This is a genomic window from Sporosarcina ureae (assembly GCF_029267015.1).
GTDB classification, from domain to species: Bacteria; Bacillota; Bacilli; order Bacillales_A; family Planococcaceae; genus Sporosarcina; species Sporosarcina ureae_D.
This window is the reverse complement of the sequence record NZ_JARIEA010000070.1, coordinates 59,624-77,124: the sequence shown is the minus strand read 5'-3', so window position 1 is coordinate 77,124 and position 17,501 is coordinate 59,624. Positions and strand designations below refer to the sequence as shown.

The window sequence follows — 17,501 nt, the reverse complement described above, 5'->3', positions numbered from 1 at the left end:
CATTTGGGATTCACCTTCAGCTTCAATATGTATATACATAATTTATTTTATTAATTTCTCAAATTTATAACCAAAACCCCTAACCGTCTTGATGTAGACGGGACGTTTTGTATCGGGTTCAATCTTTTCACGCAGATGACTAATATGAACATCTACAATACGGGAATCACCTGTGTAGTCGTAATTCCATATCGCATTCAGCAGCTGTTCACGGTGTAGTACTTTACCTGCATGCCGCATCAAGTATAGTAGTAGTTCAAATTCTTTTGGTGTCAGCTCTAGAGGAATTCCATCCAAAAAAGCTTCAATTCGATCTGGATGGACTAGTAAACTACCATTACGTACCTCTGATGTCGGCTCTTTTATGTGAATAGAATCCTGTAGTTCTATTCTGCGCAAAATAGCTTTCACACGAGCGAGTACCTCACGTGGACTAAAAGGTTTTGTTAAGTAGTCATCTGCTCCCAATTCTAATCCAAGGACTTTATCAAATTCATCACTCTTTGCTGTTAACATTAAAATCGGTGTGTGAACCTTTTCTTGGCGGAGCTTTTTACATACATCCATACCGTCCATTCCAGGTAGCATAATATCAAGAAGTAGTACATCCGGTTTTTCGGAAAGTGTCATAGAGATCGCGGTATTTCCATCTCGGGCTAAATACACTTTATATCCTGCATGTTCCAAATTATATTGCAAAAGAGTAGCTATTGACTGTTCATCTTCTACAACCAAAACCTTTATCATTTGGTTAGCTCCTTTACGGCTAAATTATTAATATTTCTGAATGTCTACGTCTTTACTTTACGATGATATCAGGAAAATGTCTATCTTAATCCTATTTTCTTAGATTTGTATTTAATAAGTCCATTAAAAGTTATAAAGTTTGAGTTGTTCCAACAACTATGAAATGCTTTTTTTCACTTCAGTGCAATTAATTGACTTCGCTACTTCGTCCTAGTAATCTTATCATTAAGCTTACTTTTAGTTAGTTAATAAAAGTAATTACACTTAAAACTGGAGGAATTTATATGACACAAAAAGAAATTCATTTAGCTAACCGTCCTAAAGGATTACCTACTATGGAAACATTCCATTTCGTAGAAAAATCAATTCCTGAACTGAAAGAAAATGAAGTACTTGTACGTACGCTATACGTTTCTGTCGACCCATACATGCGAGGAAGAATGATAGATGCAAAATCGTATATTCCCCCATTTAAACTAGACGAAGTGATTGCAGGCGGAGTCGTCGGGGAAGTGACTGAATCTAACTCAGAAGCATTTTCACCAGGAGATTTTGTTGTAGGAAACCTTAACTGGGCAGAGTACTCAGCTGCAGCTGCAAAAGATCTACGTAAAATCGATCCAAGTATTGCACCGATCACTACTCATTTAGGTATTCTTGGGATGACGGGTCTAACTGCATACTTTGGGTTACTCGATATCGGTAAACCACAAGCAGGTGAAACAGTTGTGGTATCAGGTGCTGCCGGGGCAGTTGGTTCAGTAGTGGGTCAGATTGCCAAAATGAAAGGTGCCAAAGTGATCGGGATTGCTGGCTCTCAGGAAAAGATCGATTACTTGAAAAATGAACTTGGTTTTGATGAAGCCGTCAATTACAAATTAGATAGCTTCAAAGAGGACTTAACAAAAGCCGCGTCAAACGGAGTGGATATCTATTTCGATAACGTCGGTGGTGAAGTTACCGACGCGGTGTTTACTTTATTGAACAAACATGCACGTATCGCTCTATGCGGCGCTATCTCTTCCTATAACAAAGAAGGTCAAGACGTAGGACCACGACCACAGTCAACGATGATTAAAACAAGTGCGTTGATGAAAGGCTTCACAGTAGGAGATTACGCAAAAGACTTCCCTACTGCATCAGCTGACTTAGGGAAATGGTTATCTGAAGGCAAGTTGAAATACGAAGAAACGATTGTAGAAGGTTTTGAAAATATCCCAGATGCATTTCTTGGTTTATTCGAAGGGACTAATTTAGGGAAACAACTAGTTAAAGTAGCAGATCCTAAAACTGCAAAGTAATATTTGATTAACAATAAAAATAGGCTGTTCCAAGAAGTTATGAATTCTTGGAACAGCCTTTTATATTTCATAATCTTTTGCTGTAGCACACTACATATAAAAAACACCTTGTACGGAGATATCTCTCCATACAAAGTGTGTGCTCGTTTATTAACCAAATACACTTGTACTGTGCAATGGTTGTACTTTTGCTTTAGGATCCAAGAACGCTTTCGCGTGGCTTATGGCAACCGGCGCTTCACCCATACCTACCGCAATTAATTTTACTTTGCCGTCGTATGTAGTTACATCACCTGCAGCATAAATCCCTTCAATATTCGTTTCCATGCGAGAGTTTACTTTAATGGAATTACGCTCCATATCCAATCCCCAGTCCTTTAATGGTCCTAGAGAAGATATATTACCGTAATTGACTACGACATGATCGAATTCAAGTTCTTTCATACTGCCGTCTTTTTCTTTCAGTATTACTTTATCCATTTTATCTCCGTCACCTTGTAACTCACTTACAGCATGTGAAGTTAACACGTTGACACTGGATTTGTGCAATTGATTGACACTTGTTTCGTGTGCAGTGAAACGTTCTCTTCGGTGAACAAGTGTTACTTGGCTTGCTATATCTTCAAGCATTAACGCCCAGTCAAGCGCAGAGTCTCCTCCACCACAAACACAGATATTCTGATCTTTAAACAAAGACAAGTCTTTGATACCGTAGTGCAATGTTTTACCTTCAAAAATAGGTTCTTCTTTCAATCCGATTTTACGGGGTTGAAAAGCACCAATACCTGCCGTCAATAAAATAGTACGTGTCAAATGTTGTCCTTTGTCTGTCGTTAGAACAAAATGATCGTCTTTCTTCTCGATAGACAATGCAGCTTCGCCTAAACAAATTTCAGGTTTTGCATAGTGTGCTTGTGTTACGAGGTTAGACACTAAGTCTTTTGCCAAAATCTTAGGGAATCCACCAACGTCATAAATGTACTTATCAGGATATAGTTCGATCAATTGGCCGCCAAGTTGTGGCAAGCTATCAATGATTTTAACAGACATCTCACGCATACCTGCGTAGAATGATGAAAATAATCCAGTGGGTCCGCCACCGATAATCGTAATATCCACTATTTCTTGATTCATCTAAAACACTCCTATATTTAATTCTTTAATGAGAAGCTATTGGGATACACCATTTATATTTCTCTAGTACATTATCCTCTATTTTAAAAAGAATAACATCTATTTTGTATTAGACTGCTGGGAAAATTTCTGCACAATATTGCTCTGCTGCGGCTTGTTCTTCTTCGTCCCATTCTACATCAAATGGACTTTCTGTTGCCAATTCATAAAAATGGTACGTTAACATCTTTCGCTGGCCATCCTTCACAGAATATAGCATACGTAAGCCGGTACCTTCTTCATTGAACAGTTCATCTTCTTCATCGAACTTAACTGTCAAAAGAAATTCGTAGCGCTGACCATCGATTATACCTGTTGGATCGACCAATTCTTCCACTTTACCATTTACTATTTGCATTCATTTCTCCTTCTTCCCGCTCACTAAGAGTTTACTCTCTCTATCCTACATCATTTTATAAGTTCGTGGCAATTTATGTACGTCATTTCCGGTAAATAGTTTGCATTTCTATTACTGTTACTTGAAAATGAAGAGATAGTCACACTATATGCAAACTAGGAGGACTACAATGCTTACTTTTGAAGATTATGAGTACACTCGCCCAAATATCGAAAAACTACAAACTGAGTTCAAATCAGCACTAACCCAATTTGAGCAATCCAGCTCATTTGAAGATCAATCCAAAATTATTGAGCACATTAACCAGTTGACAAGCGATTACAGTACACAAGAAAACATTATGTATATTCGATCTTCTATTGATACGAATGATACATTTTATCAAGATGAGCGGGATTATTTCGATGAGATCGGCCCTGAATTCCAGGCTTTGCAAAGCGATTATTATAAAGCTTTGATCGCCTCCCCTTTCCGTTCTCAGCTCGAGGATAAATGGGGAGCTCAGTTATTCCATCTTGCCGAAAATGCTATTCGATCCTATTCAGATAAAGTCTTACCTCTCTTGCAAGATGAAAATAAGTTGATCTCCGAGTATTCCAAACTCGTGGCTTCAGCTCAAATCACGTTTCAAGGTGAAACGCTGACATTAGCTCAACTCGGTCCATTTAAGGAATCACTTGATCGTGCCGTTAGAAAAGATGCGATGAATGCTACTGCTGATTTCTTTGCATCACATGAAGAAAAATTTGACGAAATTTTTGATCGTCTTGTAGCAGTACGTCATAAAATCGCTACCGCACTTGGATTCACAAACTTTACTGAACTAGGTTACATTCGCATGGACAGAATTGGCTATGACACGGAAATGGTAGAAGATTTCCGTAAACAAATTCGGATGCATGTTGTACCATTGACCGAGAAAATACGCGGTATGCAAAGTAGACGAATTGGTATTTCTCAAATGAAGTTTTATGATGAACCTTTGCAGTACCCTGAAGGAAATCCGAAACCAAAAGGTACGCCTGAATGGATTATAGAAAACGGACAGAAGATGTATTCCGAGTTATCTCGGGAGACCGGACGCTTCTTTGACTATATGAAGCGTAAAAATCTTTTGGATTTGGTCGCGAAAAAAGGGAAAGAAGCTGGTGGCTATTGTACTTTTATCGATAACTACGACTCCCCGTTCATATTTTCAAACTTTAATGGAACGTCGGGGGATATTGATGTCTTGACCCATGAAGCAGGTCATGCATTTCAGGTTTATTCAAGCCGTTCGATCGGAATACCTGAATATATTTGGCCGACAACTGAAGCAGCGGAAATTCATTCCATGAGTATGGAGTTCTTTACGTGGTTCTGGATGGATCGTTTCTTCGGTAGTGATGCAGACCGTTATCGCTATGCACACTTACTAGAAGGCGTACTATTTTTGCCATATGGTGTGGCAGTTGACGAGTTTCAACAACGCATCTACGATCACCCTGAACTGACACCTGCTGAACGTAAAGCAGTATGGAAAGATTTGGAGTCCACTTATTTACCAAAACGGGATTATGATGGACATCTCTATCTAGAACAAGGTGGTTTTTGGCAGAGACAAGGTCATATATACGAAGTACCGTTTTATTATATTGATTATGCTTTTGCACAAATCTGTGCTTTTCAATTTTGGCAACGTTCATTGGAAGACTTTGATGACGCGTGGTCAGACTACTTGGCATTGTGTCAATTAGGAGGAAGTAAATCATTTCTGGAACTTGTAGAGACTGCCCATCTGAAATCCCCTTTTGAAGAAGGTACTATTGAATCCATTATGGAGTTCATCAGTGAATGGATGGTCGATCATAAGATTTATTAATTCAAGAACATAAAAGAGGATGTAACAGAATGTCATAATCATGACGTCTGTACATCCTCTTTTTATAATTCATTCGAGTTATATAAGGAATATTGATCTTTACCCTTTTTCTTCGATTGATACAATGCCAAATCGGCTTTACGATATAGTGTTTGAATGGTATCTTTTTTCATCGCCACAGCAATCCCAATACTGATAGATAATTCAATGCCTTCTGTTTCCAAATAGCTAAATGACTCTCTCATCGCTTCTAGCATATTATTTGCACGCTCTATGACGTGTTCATCAGACATGCGTGAAAACAACACGACAAATTCATCGCCGCCAATTCGGGCAGCCAAATGATCTTTTCCACTTTCTTTATCGATAATATTCGCGGCTTGCACCAATAATTTATCGCCTTCTCCATGTCCTAATATGTCGTTTACAGATTTAAAGTTATCTAAATCAATAATCATAAACTGTAGCGGACCTTTTTTCTGGCGAAGCCACTCTACTGCCGTATCGTCAAAAGCAGCACGGTTTTTTAATCCCGTAAGCGCATCATGGAATGCCAAATGGACAGGTCTTGCAATCATTCTTGCAAGAATAATCGACATGACTATAGTAGTAAACGCAATGAAAGCAGTCTGAAATAGAAACTGATTACGATAGGATGTCAGCACGCTAGAAAATGGTACATCATAGTACGCAATTTCTACTACACGGTTCGTAGAAAGTCCAGGCACTGTATCTGCTTTATAGGGTATATATCGATAGGTTATAGTTTGACCGTTCTCTTTTACTGTTATCTCTTCTTTTTTAAAATTTTTATAAGCAGCTGTAAAAATTGGTTTTCTTGAAGGGTTGATCATCTTTTCCTTACCGACCGCTCGATCCCCAAGTAATAGACCTAAGTAGTTGTATAGATTGATGGACTTTATCTGGTCATTTTCATTTTCTAATCTGTGCATCGTATCTAGAAAGTTAAATTCTTTAAACACAAATTTATCTTCCAATAGATATCCCAATTCAATTATATAATTCTGATCAGGAGTCGGCATATAACTAAACTTTTTAAATCCACCTGTGTTCTGTTGAACATCGAGCGCATCATGCGCGAATACTCCTAGTTTTCTACGCTCAGATAAAAGCGAACTGAATTTCGAACAACATATATTAAAATCCAATCCTATATCCGGTTTATAACTACTTTCAATCACTACATTGTTTTGATCAATGATAAAGATATCCATACCCATCTTCTTTTTCAATGCTTCATAATTCCATGTTGAAAAATCAGGTTGCTTTTCATACAATTCAAGTAGGTCTTGGGAATACTCTCTCATATCCCTCTCTCGTTCTACGTCTAAAACATTATATACTTTATCAATAGTTACAAGACTTGTAATGATTTCATCTTCTACCATTTGAATTTGCGTTTCCAAACTGGTTTCCACATTCTTTTTCAATCGAATATAATCTGTCACGATAATAACCAAAGACAACAGCAAAGTAAACGAAATGAGGATGCCTGTTAACTTCATACGAAAGCTTTTATTCACTACATGGCACCTCTTCTCCTCAGCATCTGTTCAAAACGTCAAAGAATAGTATAGCATAACAGTAGTTCAATGGAACCTCTTTTAAAGGTATTTTTTACTTTTTCATATGACTTTTTTCAACAAAAAAACAAAGAGCTGAAACTCTTTGTTTTTTGTCATCACTTTATAAATACATCACATTAAGCCTTTAGCATTACCGTCCGAATCTACATCCATATTCAGTGCTGCTGGTTTTTTGGGTAAGCCAGGCATTGTCATAATATCGCCTGTTAGACAAACTAAGAAACCCGCACCTAGTTTCGGTAAGATACTGCGTACTGTAATCGAAAAGTTTGTTGGTCGTCCCAACTTTTTCGGATCATCAGAAAACGAGTACTGAGTCTTCGCCATACAGACGGGCAACAGATCCCAACCATTTTGTTTAATCACGGCTAAATCTTTCTTTGCTTGATCCGTAAATAATACACCTATACCACCGTATACTTTTTGCACAACTGCTGTCAGCTTTTCTTCAACTGATTGCTCGACTTCATAAATTGGCGCGAAGTTATTTGGCTCATCCATCACTTTCAAGACTTCTTTCGCCAATGCCTCACCGCCTGCTCCACCGTCTTGCCATACGTCAGTTAATGCCATTCTCACTTCATTGTCTTGACACCACTTGTGAACTTTTTGTAATTCGCTGTCAGCGTCTCCTACAAAACGGTTGAGCGCTACTACGGGTTGCACCCCGAATGCTAGAATCGTCTCTATATGCTTCTCCAAATTAACTAACCCTTTTTCTACCGCTTCACTATTCTCTGCTTTTAATTCCTGCTTCGCTACTCCACCGTGCATTTTGAGCGCACGGATTGTCGTCACGAGAACTACTGCATCCGGCTGAAATTTACCGACGCGCGCTTTAATATCCATAAATTTCTCTGCACCTAGATCTGATCCGAATCCTGCTTCTGTCACAACATAGTCCGCTAGATTACGCGCTGTATTTGTCGCAATCAATGAGTTGCAACCGTGTGCAATATTCGCAAATGGTCCACCGTGAATTAAAGCCGGTGTACCTTCGATTGTTTGTACGAGATTGGGTTTGAACGCATCTTTAAGAAGAAGTGTTAACGCACCCTCAACTCCTAAATCGCGCACAGTTACCGCTTCTTTAGTATACGTATAGCCGATGACAATATCAGACAAGCGCTCTTTCAAGTCCTTTAAACTATTCGCTAGACAGAAGACTGCCATGATTTCTGATGCTACTGTAATGTCGAAGCCATCTTCACGTGGGACACCTTGTGAAGGTCCACCTAAACCAACCGTTACATGACGCAGTGCACGGTCATTCATATCCATTACTCGTTTCCAAGTAATACGGCGAGGATCGATATTTAACACATTCCCTTGATGCAAGTGGTTATCAATCATAGCACTTAACGCATTGTTTACCGTCGTAATGGCATGAAGGTCACCAGTAAAGTGTAAATTGATATCTTCCATCGGTAATACTTGGGAGAAGCCGCCTCCTGTCGCTCCACCTTTGACACCCATTACAGGGCCCAATGAAGGTTCGCGTAATGCGATCATAGTTTTTTTACCTAAACGTGAAAGTGCATCTCCAAGTCCAACCGTCACTGTTGATTTTCCTTCTCCAGCCGGTGTTGGACTCGTAGCAGTTACGAGAACTACCTTGGCTTGTGAAGTTTGTTTAGGTATGAGATCTACATTAATTTTCGCTTTGTATTTACCATACAACTCTAGGGCATCCAATGGAATTCCGGCTTGATCCGCAATGTCTTCAATTGGTTGCATCGTTGCTTTTGAAGCGATTTCCAAATCTGTCAGTGTCTTTACCTCTTTTGTCACTAGTTCCACTGCCTTTCTATGCTGATCATATAGTTTATTTCGCAATTTCTATAACGATTTTACCGAATTGAACGCTGTCGTCCAGCTTAGTAAATGCCTCACTTGTTTTTTCAAGAGGAATTACCGAATCAATTACAGGATGGATTTGATGTTCTTCCATCAAAGTCAACATCTCGCGTAATTCTTCACGACTTCCCATCGTAGTGCCTAGTAAAGAATACTGACCATAAAAGAATTCACGTAAATTCAGTTCGACAGTGTCTTCTGTCGTTGCACCGAATACTACGATATGACCACCTTTTTTAAGAATTTCAAGTGAACGATTAAATGTTGCTCTTCCTACACTTTCAATCACCAGATCCACTGTTTCCTCTTTTAGTTCTGCTGGCCATTCGCTGTTCGTATCAATTGCCCTATCTGCACCGATTTTCATAGCATGATTTCGTTTTTCTTCGTTTCTTGAGGATACGATGACACGCGCTCCCATTTTCTTTGCGAATTGAATCATAAACGTTGCGACGCCACTTCCTGCTCCAGGAATAAAGACCGTTTGTCCTTCTTCTATACGGCCCCTAGTCACCAATGCTCGATAACCTGTAAGCCCTGATAGAGCGATGACTGCAGCTTCATTCCACGTAAGATGTGATGGCTTTTTCTCTAGCTGTTCTGAGGATATGCAAATCTTTTCAGCAAACGTACCATGATCCGGCATACCTAGAATATCAAATTCAGCTGGTGGCGCATCGCTTTCTTTAAACCATCGAAGTGATGGATTGATAATGACTTCATCTCCAACATTCCAACCGGTTACACCTTCTCCAATTGATTCGATCGTGCCTGCGCCGTCTGAGCCTAGTGCCAAGGGTTCTTTGACGTCTCCACGTCGTTTGGGTATTGCAGTATCACGTCGATTGAGTCCTGCTGTTTTCAATGCGACGATTACTTCACCATTTCCAGCTGAGGGATCGGCGATATCTGTATAGTGCAACTCACCATTTTCATGAACGAATGCTTTCAATCAACTCATCCTCCTTGGGTTTATCTACGATTCTATCATAACGCATTTCTTTCTATATTCCTACATTTCACGCTATTTGATTATTAATTATTTGGGAATTAAGGGTGTGGCTGACGGTGTGTTGGGTTGGGGATTTGCACTTCGGAGGGGACGCTTTCCTAGAGGGCTCGCGGTGATCCAAGTGCCCACACTTGCAACGTAGGATGGGAAGCGGAAGTAGGCGGCGCATGCAAAGATGTGCTCCTAACGCTGAGCTTTTACTCGCAAACGCTGTTCTTCGTTACGGCTCTTGCCGCGGGCCCATGGGAAAGCTTCCGCCAACTGGAGCTTCTATCCCTTCGTACTGTCAAACTAATTCATTGTACTTACCTGATTTAGATTGTAAGCCTTAGATTATACAAAAAATAACCCTAGAAGCATACTTGAACTGAGCCCCATTTCGTGGACAGGTGATAAAAAGAACCGTTTTTCTTATGCGGCGATGAGATGACTTCGGTATTGTGCCGGAGTCATCTTTTTTAGATCCCACTGTTTACGTGTGCAGTTATAATGCTCCATGTATTCATCCACCATGATTTTCAGCTCTAGTAAACTGCCTGCTTGTTTGTAATCAACATCGTCTTTAAAGTGACCGAAGAAGGATTCGATCGGCGCGTTGTCTAAACAATTGCCTCTTCGTGACATCGACTGCACGAGTCCCATCTTGCCAACTCGTTCCTGATAGTCGGGGTGCGTGTAATGGAATCCTTGATCTGAATGAATCATCGCTTCCGGATGGACATTTCCATCTAGTGCGGCTTCCAGCTTTCGTAAGGTCCTTAATACGATCCCCATACGCAGACTGCACGAGAGTTCGTGTGCCACCACTTCGCGGGTTGCCACGTCTTTTACGCAAGAGAGATACACGGTCTGGCCAGTCTTGATTTTCAGATACGTAATATCTGTGACAAACACCTTCTCTGGTTCGTCTTGTTCGAATTGACGGTTTAGACGGTTCGGCACTGTCCGGTGTTCCTGCGTCGCCTTCGCCAGTTGCTGATACGGATTCTTTCTGCGAATCTTTGCGAAAAAGTTGTACTTACGCATTAGACGTAGGATTTTTTTGTGATTCATCGGGATTTCAAGTAATTCTGCCGCAGCCATGTAAAGTCCACGGTATCCAATTTTTCCGTTGAATGCATCGTAAATACTTTTAAGCAGAAGGTAATCCCGATAGTCCTCCTCTTCCTGAACTGCGTGCGCTTCTGTGCGGGCAATCCAGGCGTAATAGCCACTTCTTGCCACGTTGGCGATCTGGCAGAGGTGGGATGTCATCCCCTTGAGTTGATGATTTCGAATCACTTCATTGATCACTTGATATTTTTCTCCAGCTGTTAATGTGTTCTCTTCGCCTGCCTTTCGAGTTCCTCTAGCTTTTTTAACAATTCCACCTCAGCCTCCAAGTATTGGATTCGAGCTTCTGCCTTTTTCAATTTTTCTTCAGGTGAGGTCTCTTTCGTGGAGGGCCGGCCGGTACTTCCTTTCCCGCGTCGTTCCTTAAAGAAGCCCGCTTCTCCATGTTCGTCCAACGACTTTTTCCATCGACTCAACGAACTTTTCGCTTTCTTAGAACCGATCATTTCCAAATCAAACCCGGCTTCCCTAAATATTTGAGAAGGGCCTTTCCCGTCCTGATAGTTCTGTACCGCCTTGATTTTAAACTCAGGCTTATATTGAATCGCACGGTCCGAAACGGATTGTACGTTTGGATTTCGCTCTAACAGGCTGCGCTGGTGTTCATTAAACAATATTTTGCTCATCTCATACACTCCCGTCTGACTAGTTAACTTCAGTATACCTAGTCCATGGGACAGAAAAAACCCCAAAAGGAGACACTTTTTTTAAAGTGTCTACCATTTGGGGTTCAGTTCAACTAACTTCTAGGGTTATTTTTATAGCGTACGTCTTTTATATTTAGCAAGCTCGAGTAGTTCTAGTACATCCTTCTTAGGAAGACGGATAGCCAGCTCCATTAGCTCTTTTTCAGCTGAGCGACGTCCTTTACCGCTGCGATACTTCTCTTTGTTCACTGCGTCAATTTCTGCATATAGCTCGTCCGTCTCTGTTGGCCACTTGCCTGAGGTTTCGACATTCATCGTTTCACGAAGGCGATCATAGAGTGATTCTACTGTATTACCTGTCGTTTTGATATACGGCGTAAAAGTCACCTCGCCCATGATCAGTTCATCCGTAGAAACAGAGAAACGCTCTGAAATTTTAGCAATCCATGCAGCAGATGGAGCATTTTTACCGCGCTCCCAATCTTTAATTCGGCTGGCTGATGTACCAATAGCCGCGCCAAATGCCATCATTGACAGTCCACGACGTTCTCTCAGTGCCTTTAAACGCAATCCAAAATCATCTTTACTCCATTCGTTCAACGAAATACCCCCTGTATGACCTATGTTGTATTAATTTTATTATCAAAACAGTCTCTTTGTCAATTTATTTTTATATGAAATGTCTTTTATAGCTTAATTTGTGACAAGCCTACTGTTACCGCTTAGTATCCGCTTCTTTGGCGAGCATAGTTCTCTTCATTTTTATCGATATAAGCTTGAATAATTTGATCTTCAGTAAATCCGAGCGTATTCGCAAGTGCACCGTAATTCACCCATATATTTTTATAATCTTCAAATGTTAATGAATCCAAGAATGTATAAATGGATCGACCTGTTTGAATGAATAGTTGGGTCAAGTTTTGATCAGTACTTTCCCCTGCAGGCCATTCTTCCAATCCGTCAAAGTTTTTTTCAATTCCTAAAGATAATAAAAAATGAATAGAATCTACATACTCTTCTAAGATGACGTCATTAGCGGAAGGACCTTTAGTGCTCCAGAATTTAAAACAACGGGTTTCATTAGCCAACTCAGAAAGTTCGACTATTAGTGCCAAACCTCTTTCTGTGAATGTTTCATTCGTTTGATGATTTTTTTGTATGTATGTATCGAGCGCTCTTTGCATTTCAAATAGTTGATGTAATTTCATTTGAATTCCCTCCAACGTTTTGCTTTAAAATGAAACCTTCTATGCTACTCATCCGTATAGTACAGTACTATATAATTTGCAGGAGCTGATTTCATTGATTTTATTAATTCGTGTCTTCATTATAGCACTTGTCATTTATTTATTTTATGCCGGTATTCGCTATTTGACAGATGCCAAGCGAAAGCTAGACGAAGCGTATGAAAAAGAACAATATTATTTTTATGATGACGCCAAAAATATCCGTAAAAACTTCTTCATTACGTACAAAGGTGCAATGTTTGAAGGTGAGAAGTATTTAGGCACTACTCCCAATTCATTTGATGTAGTTTCCATCTTTATTTGGGTTAAGAATGAATCTAAATTACAAGGTATGACAAAAGAAGATTTTCACTTCCTGGAATCGGAAGTTCAGACGTATTATCCATATGCCGAAATCAATTGGAAAAATCCAATTGAACAGTTAATGAAATCCTAATTCGAAGGAAATAGTTGCTCGCGACTATTTCCTTTTTTTACGTCAAAACATAACAGTAGCCGGTAATTTCACACCGTATGCTGCAAGTAAAATTACAATATCAAGTAGCATCAGAAGTAGAAACCCAATACGAAAATTGGTCTTTCTCGTTTTGTGGTGAAAGAACTGCATACCAAAGTATGCTCCTACTCCCCCACCAAGCAAAGCAAGCAACCATAGATTTCTTTCTGGTATGCGCTGCTTTTTCTTCTTAGATTGTTTTTTATCATATCCCATTGCTGCGAATGCCCAGATCGACAGGATTACCATATAAATCAATAGAGTTTGCGCCATTTCAGCCATTCCTCCATACGAAAAAAATCCACCTTCATTTCCATATAAGAATGAAAACGAAAGTGGATTTTGGTTCATCTTATTTTGCTACAGATTTTTTTGCTGTCTCTGCAAGTTGTGCAAATGCTGGTGCATCTGTCACTGCAAGTTCTGCAAGCATCTTACGGTTTACATCGATGCCAGCTACTTTCAAGCCGTGCATTAATGTGCTGTATGAAATACCATTCACACGAGCAGCCGCGTTGATACGTGTGATCCATAGTCTACGGAAATCACGTTTTTTGTTACGACGGTCACGGTAAGCATAGTTATAAGATTTCATAACCTGTTGGTTTGCTACCTTATAAAGTCTATGTTTTGAACCGAAATAACCTTTTGCTAATTTTAATACTTTTTTATGACGCTTGCGCGTTACTGTTCCACCTTTTACGCGTGGCATAGTGCATTACCTCCTGCTTATCCTATAAGTGTGTGTTCGATCTTACTTCATGTTTGTTAGCATTTCGCGAATACGCTTGTAATCGCCTGAAGAAACTAGTGAAGACTTACGTAAGTGACGTTTAGCCTTCGTAGATTTGTTAGCAAAAAGGTGACTTGTGTAAGCACGGCCACGCTTTAATTTACCAGTTCCAGTTCTTTTGAAACGTTTCGCGGAACCGCGGTGTGTTTTCATTTTTGGCATGTTCTGTTCCTCCTAAATTGTTCGTCTTACTGTTTTTCGGCTAGCGGTGCAAGTATTAAGAACATGCTCCGGCCTTCCATCTTGGGCTTAACTTCAATAGTTGCTACTTCTTTGCAAGCTTCTGCAAAGCGATCAAGAACTCTTTGGCCAATTTCTTTGTGCGTAATGGCACGACCGCGGAAACGAATCGAAGCTTTTACCTTATCCCCATTTTCAAGGAACTTGATTCCGTTACGAAGTTTCGTTTGGAAATCATGCTCATCAATTGTTGGACTAAGTCGAACTTCTTTCATGTTGATGATCTTTTGGTTCTTACGTACTTCACGCTCTTTCTTTTGCTGTTCGAACTTGAACTTTCCATGGTCCATAACACGAGCTACTGGGGGCTTCGCTTGTGGAGCAACAAGAACTAAGTCCAGGTTTGCTTGAGCAGCAATTTCTAAAGCTTCATTACGCGTTTTGATACCGAGTTGTTCGCCGTTGTGATCAATTAATCGCAGCTCACGTGCTCGGATACCATCATTTACGTACATGTCTTTGCTAATAGTAATCCACCTCCGAATATTGTCTCGTGAATACACGTTTTGGTATGTCGGATTGTCCGACTTAAAGGTCCCACAGGTCCATCCATTTTACGAAATAAAAAAAGTAGACAAATTATGATTTGTCTACCCGCGCAAGTAACCTATGCACGTATGCATAGAAATCACTAAATGTGCTAACCTGGCAACAACTACATTGCGTCGATCAGGTGAGAAGCGGGTAGCCTCTTCTTATACCACAAACTGTATTCAGTTAACCTTATTTATATTACCATGTCTCGTATCGTTTGTCAACAACTCTGTAGATCATGTTGTTGGATACATAGGTTATGTTTGAATTAATTCAACTTTTTAAGTATAGCGCATAGTGTTTACTATTGCAACTATTATTTTCATTGCAAGTGCTAGTTACGCTTTTAAACTTACTAAAGGGCTTGCGGGCGGCTCCCGCAAACACCTTCTTCTATCTATCAGTCCTTCTTAACATCTTCTTTAATTGCCTCAAGAAATGCTTCGAACGACATGCTTTCGGAATTTTGTTCGCCATATTTACGAACGTTCACTTCGCCAGCTTCCATTTCACGATCACCAAGTACAAGCATGTACGGAACTTTTTGTACTTGGGCTTCACGAATTTTATAGCCAAGCTTTTCGTCACGACTGTCAACATCTACTCGGAAACCAGCCATCGTAAGCTTTTCTTTCACATCTTCCGCATAGTCGAGGTGAACGTCAGACGACACCGGAATCAGTTCAACTTGGATCGGCGCTAACCATGTAGGGAAAGCTCCTTTATACTCTTCAATTAAGAACGCTACAAAACGTTCCATTGTAGATACGACACCACGGTGGATTACAACTGGACGATGTTGCTTGCCGTCTTCACCGATATATGTGAGATCAAAGCGCTCTGGCAATAAGAAATCAAGCTGGGCAGTAGAAAGAGTTTCTTCCATACCAATTGCTGTTTTAACTTGTACATCCAGCTTCGGACCGTAGAATGCTGCTTCGCCTTCTTCTTCTGTATACGGAAGCTCCATCTCATCCATCGCTTCTTTTAACATAGCTTGTGCGCGTTCCCACATCTCATCGTCATCAAAATATTTCGTTGTATCTTCAGGATCGCGATACGATAGACGGAATGAATAATCTTTAATATTGAAGTCTTTATATACTTCAATGATCAACATGACAACACGTTTAAACTCTTCTTTAATCTGATCCGGACGCACGAAGATATGCGCATCGTTTAATGTCATTCCGCGTACACGTTGAAGACCTGAAAGTGCTCCAGACATTTCATAACGGTGCATTGTGCCAAGTTCTGCCAAACGAAGTGGCAAGTTACGGTATGAATGAATACCATTTTTATAAATCATCATGTGATGCGGACAGTTCATCGGACGTAGTACTAGATCTTCATTGTCCATGCTCATTGCAGGGAACATACTGTCTTGGTAGTGATCCCAGTGCCCTGAAGTTTTATAAAGTTCTACACTTCCTAGTACTGGAGTGTATACGTGCTGGTAACCTAATCTTTCTTCTTTATCTACGATATAGCGCTCTATTACGCGTCGGATGGTAGAACCTTTTGGCAACCACAACGGAAGACCTTGACCGACTTTTTGTGAATTCGTGAAGAGATTCAATTCTTTACCGATTTTACGGTGATCACGCTCTTTCGCTTCTTCAAGCATGCGCAAATGTTCTTTCAACTCATCTTTTTTGAAGAAAGCTGTTCCATAGATACGCTGAAGCATTTTATTATCCGAGTTCCCTCTCCAATACGCTCCTGCGATGCTTAATAACTTGAATTCTTTTAGTTTACCTGTCGATGGAACGTGGATTCCGCGGCATAAGTCGAAAAATTCACCTTGTTCATAAATAGAGACTTGTTGATCTTCAGGAATCGCTTCAAGAAGTTCTAATTTGTATTCATCATCAATTTCTTTGAAACGTTTTTCCGCTTCTGCACGAGATACATCGTGACGAATGATCGGCAAGTTTTCACCGATAATACGTTTCATTTCTTTTTCTAATTCAGGTAAGTCTTCAGCTGTAATCGGTGTAGGTGAATCGATATCATAATAGAATCCATTATCGATAGTAGGACCTATTCCTAGTTTCGCATCTGGGAATTTACGTTTGACGGCTTGAGCCAAAAGGTGAGCCGTACTATGGCGTAAAATGTCCAATGCTTCATCTGATGTTGGAGTAATGATGCTAATATCACCATCTGTATGGATTGGAGATTTTAAATCGATTAATTGGTCTCCAATCTTCCCTGCCAATGCGCTTTTGCGTAATCCAGGACTGATGGAGCCTGCGATTTCTTCCGTTGTTACACCGTTCTCAAATTCTTTTACTGCACCGTCTGGAAATTTCAATTGAATGTTTTCTGACATTTGTATGACTCCCTTTCTTTTTTTGAACGCAAAAAAGCCTCATCCCTAAAGGGACGAGGCTTGAGCTCGTGGTTCCACCCTTCTTCCTTCCATTCGCAAAAAAGCGAAAAGACCGAAGCTTTCGATCGGCTAACAGGCCGTTACCGTCATCAGCTACTTACTTTCACTGATGCTGCTCGG

General features: G+C 40.2%; 17 protein-coding genes and 1 other annotated feature (1 of these 18 cut by a window edge). Of the genes, 3 read left to right on the top strand and 14 right to left on the bottom strand.

What is annotated here, in order from left to right; translation table 11 throughout:
* Positions 1–42 precede the first annotated feature (42 nt).
* Positions 43–747 carry a response regulator transcription factor gene (locus tag Q7P97_RS11695; RefSeq protein WP_303969345.1) on the bottom strand — a complete coding sequence of 235 codons (705 nt, stop codon included), beginning with the start codon at positions 745–747 and terminating at the stop codon, positions 43–45.
* A 284-nt stretch (positions 748–1,031) separates the two neighbouring features.
* Between Q7P97_RS11695 and Q7P97_RS11690 the strand changes: the two genes are divergently transcribed.
* Positions 1,032–2,048, top strand: coding sequence for an NADP-dependent oxidoreductase (locus Q7P97_RS11690; RefSeq protein ID WP_303969344.1), 1,017 nt, complete (start codon positions 1,032–1,034; stop codon positions 2,046–2,048).
* Positions 2,049–2,198: 150 nt separating this feature from the next.
* Here the strand turns inward: Q7P97_RS11690 and Q7P97_RS11685 are convergent, their stop codons facing one another.
* Both Q7P97_RS11685 and Q7P97_RS11680 read right to left on the bottom strand, forming a co-directional pair.
* Complete coding sequence (locus tag Q7P97_RS11685) at positions 2,199–3,182, bottom strand: NAD(P)/FAD-dependent oxidoreductase (protein ID WP_303969343.1); 984 nt, start codon at positions 3,180–3,182, stop codon at positions 2,199–2,201.
* Between the two features lie 109 nt (positions 3,183–3,291).
* Positions 3,292–3,579 (bottom strand): DUF6509 family protein, encoded by a 288-nt coding sequence (locus tag Q7P97_RS11680; protein WP_085426520.1) that lies wholly within the window; start codon positions 3,577–3,579, stop codon positions 3,292–3,294.
* A gap of 169 nt (positions 3,580–3,748) precedes the next feature.
* Here Q7P97_RS11680 and Q7P97_RS11675 point away from each other — a divergent pair, with 169 nt between their 5' ends.
* The gene (locus Q7P97_RS11675) at positions 3,749–5,440 is read left to right on the top strand and encodes a M3 family oligoendopeptidase (protein WP_303969342.1); all 1,692 of its coding nucleotides are present in this window, start codon (positions 3,749–3,751) and stop codon (positions 5,438–5,440) included.
* Between the two features lie 62 nt (positions 5,441–5,502).
* Here Q7P97_RS11675 and Q7P97_RS11670 read toward each other — a convergent pair whose 3' ends face one another.
* The 6 genes from Q7P97_RS11670 to Q7P97_RS11645 form a co-directional block, all read right to left on the bottom strand.
* Positions 5,503–6,984 (bottom strand): GGDEF domain-containing protein, encoded by a 1,482-nt coding sequence (locus Q7P97_RS11670; RefSeq protein ID WP_303969341.1) that lies wholly within the window; start codon positions 6,982–6,984, stop codon positions 5,503–5,505.
* Positions 6,985–7,158: 174 nt separating this feature from the next.
* The gene (locus tag Q7P97_RS11665) at positions 7,159–8,838 is read right to left on the bottom strand and encodes a formate--tetrahydrofolate ligase (protein ID WP_303969340.1); all 1,680 of its coding nucleotides are present in this window, start codon (positions 8,836–8,838) and stop codon (positions 7,159–7,161) included.
* A gap of 34 nt (positions 8,839–8,872) precedes the next feature.
* Positions 8,873–9,856 (bottom strand): zinc-binding dehydrogenase, encoded by a 984-nt coding sequence (locus tag Q7P97_RS11660; RefSeq protein ID WP_303969339.1) that lies wholly within the window; start codon positions 9,854–9,856, stop codon positions 8,873–8,875.
* Between the two features lie 471 nt (positions 9,857–10,327).
* Positions 10,328–11,655, bottom strand: a protein-coding gene (locus Q7P97_RS11655; protein ID WP_303969338.1) for an IS3 family transposase whose coding sequence is annotated in 2 segments (ribosomal slippage) — positions 10,328–11,283 and positions 11,283–11,655 — 1,329 coding nt in all. Because the reading frame shifts where the segments join, the coding sequence is not laid out codon by codon here.
* 132 nt (positions 11,656–11,787) lie between these two features.
* On the bottom strand, positions 11,788–12,276 hold the full coding sequence (locus Q7P97_RS11650) for a helix-turn-helix domain-containing protein (protein ID WP_303969337.1): 489 nt from the start codon (positions 12,274–12,276) through the stop codon (positions 11,788–11,790).
* Positions 12,277–12,398: 122 nt separating this feature from the next.
* Entirely contained in the window at positions 12,399–12,884 is a 486-nt protein-coding gene (locus tag Q7P97_RS11645; RefSeq protein ID WP_303969336.1) for a dUTP diphosphatase, read from the bottom strand.
* A gap of 94 nt (positions 12,885–12,978) precedes the next feature.
* Here Q7P97_RS11645 and Q7P97_RS11640 point away from each other — a divergent pair, with 94 nt between their 5' ends.
* Complete coding sequence (locus tag Q7P97_RS11640; protein ID WP_085426527.1) at positions 12,979–13,359, top strand: sigma-w pathway protein ysdB; 381 nt, start codon at positions 12,979–12,981, stop codon at positions 13,357–13,359.
* 42 nt (positions 13,360–13,401) lie between these two features.
* On the opposite strand, the gene Q7P97_RS11635 is transcribed toward Q7P97_RS11640, so the two are convergent.
* The 5 genes from Q7P97_RS11635 to thrS all read right to left on the bottom strand — a co-directional run bounded on the left by Q7P97_RS11635 (position 13,402) and on the right by thrS (position 17,321).
* On the bottom strand, positions 13,402–13,692 hold the full coding sequence (locus Q7P97_RS11635; RefSeq protein WP_085426528.1) for a DUF1294 domain-containing protein: 291 nt from the start codon (positions 13,690–13,692) through the stop codon (positions 13,402–13,404).
* A 79-nt stretch (positions 13,693–13,771) separates the two neighbouring features.
* Positions 13,772–14,131 (bottom strand): 50S ribosomal protein L20, encoded by a 360-nt coding sequence (gene rplT, locus Q7P97_RS11630; RefSeq protein ID WP_029052910.1) that lies wholly within the window; start codon positions 14,129–14,131, stop codon positions 13,772–13,774.
* A 42-nt stretch (positions 14,132–14,173) separates the two neighbouring features.
* Complete coding sequence (rpmI, locus tag Q7P97_RS11625) at positions 14,174–14,374, bottom strand: 50S ribosomal protein L35 (protein WP_029052909.1); 201 nt, start codon at positions 14,372–14,374, stop codon at positions 14,174–14,176.
* 26 nt (positions 14,375–14,400) lie between these two features.
* Positions 14,401–14,907, bottom strand: coding sequence for a translation initiation factor IF-3 (gene infC, locus Q7P97_RS11620; protein WP_143560340.1), 507 nt, complete (start codon positions 14,905–14,907; stop codon positions 14,401–14,403).
* 479 nt (positions 14,908–15,386) lie between these two features.
* Positions 15,387–17,321 carry a threonine--tRNA ligase gene (gene thrS / locus Q7P97_RS11615; RefSeq protein WP_303969335.1) on the bottom strand — a complete coding sequence of 645 codons (1,935 nt, stop codon included), beginning with the start codon at positions 17,319–17,321 and terminating at the stop codon, positions 15,387–15,389.
* Positions 17,322–17,367: 46 nt separating this feature from the next.
* Positions 17,368–17,501: a binding site (T-box leader), on the bottom strand (it continues 97 nt past the right edge of the window).

What these genes read in the sequence shown, in the direction of transcription:
- Q7P97_RS11695 (WP_303969345.1), bottom strand. Translation starts at nt 747, where the DNA reads ATGATAAAGGTTTTGGTTGTAGAAGATGAACAGTCAATAGCTACTCTT.
- Q7P97_RS11690 (WP_303969344.1), top strand. Translation starts at nt 1,032, where the DNA reads ATGACACAAAAAGAAATTCATTTAGCTAACCGTCCTAAAGGATTACCT.
- Q7P97_RS11685 (WP_303969343.1), bottom strand. Translation starts at nt 3,182, where the DNA reads ATGAATCAAGAAATAGTGGATATTACGATTATCGGTGGCGGACCCACT.
- Q7P97_RS11680 (WP_085426520.1), bottom strand. Translation starts at nt 3,579, where the DNA reads ATGCAAATAGTAAATGGTAAAGTGGAAGAATTGGTCGATCCAACAGGT.
- Q7P97_RS11675 (WP_303969342.1), top strand. Translation starts at nt 3,749, where the DNA reads ATGCTTACTTTTGAAGATTATGAGTACACTCGCCCAAATATCGAAAAA.
- Q7P97_RS11645 (WP_303969336.1), bottom strand. Translation starts at nt 12,884, where the DNA reads ATGAAATTACATCAACTATTTGAAATGCAAAGAGCGCTCGATACATAC.
- Q7P97_RS11635 (WP_085426528.1), bottom strand. Translation starts at nt 13,692, where the DNA reads ATGGCGCAAACTCTATTGATTTATATGGTAATCCTGTCGATCTGGGCA.
- rplT (WP_029052910.1), bottom strand. Translation starts at nt 14,131, where the DNA reads ATGCCACGCGTAAAAGGTGGAACAGTAACGCGCAAGCGTCATAAAAAA.
- rpmI (WP_029052909.1), bottom strand. Translation starts at nt 14,374, where the DNA reads ATGCCAAAAATGAAAACACACCGCGGTTCCGCGAAACGTTTCAAAAGA.
- infC (WP_143560340.1), bottom strand. Translation starts at nt 14,907, where the DNA reads ATGTACGTAAATGATGGTATCCGAGCACGTGAGCTGCGATTAATTGAT.
- thrS (WP_303969335.1), bottom strand. Translation starts at nt 17,321, where the DNA reads ATGTCAGAAAACATTCAATTGAAATTTCCAGACGGTGCAGTAAAAGAA.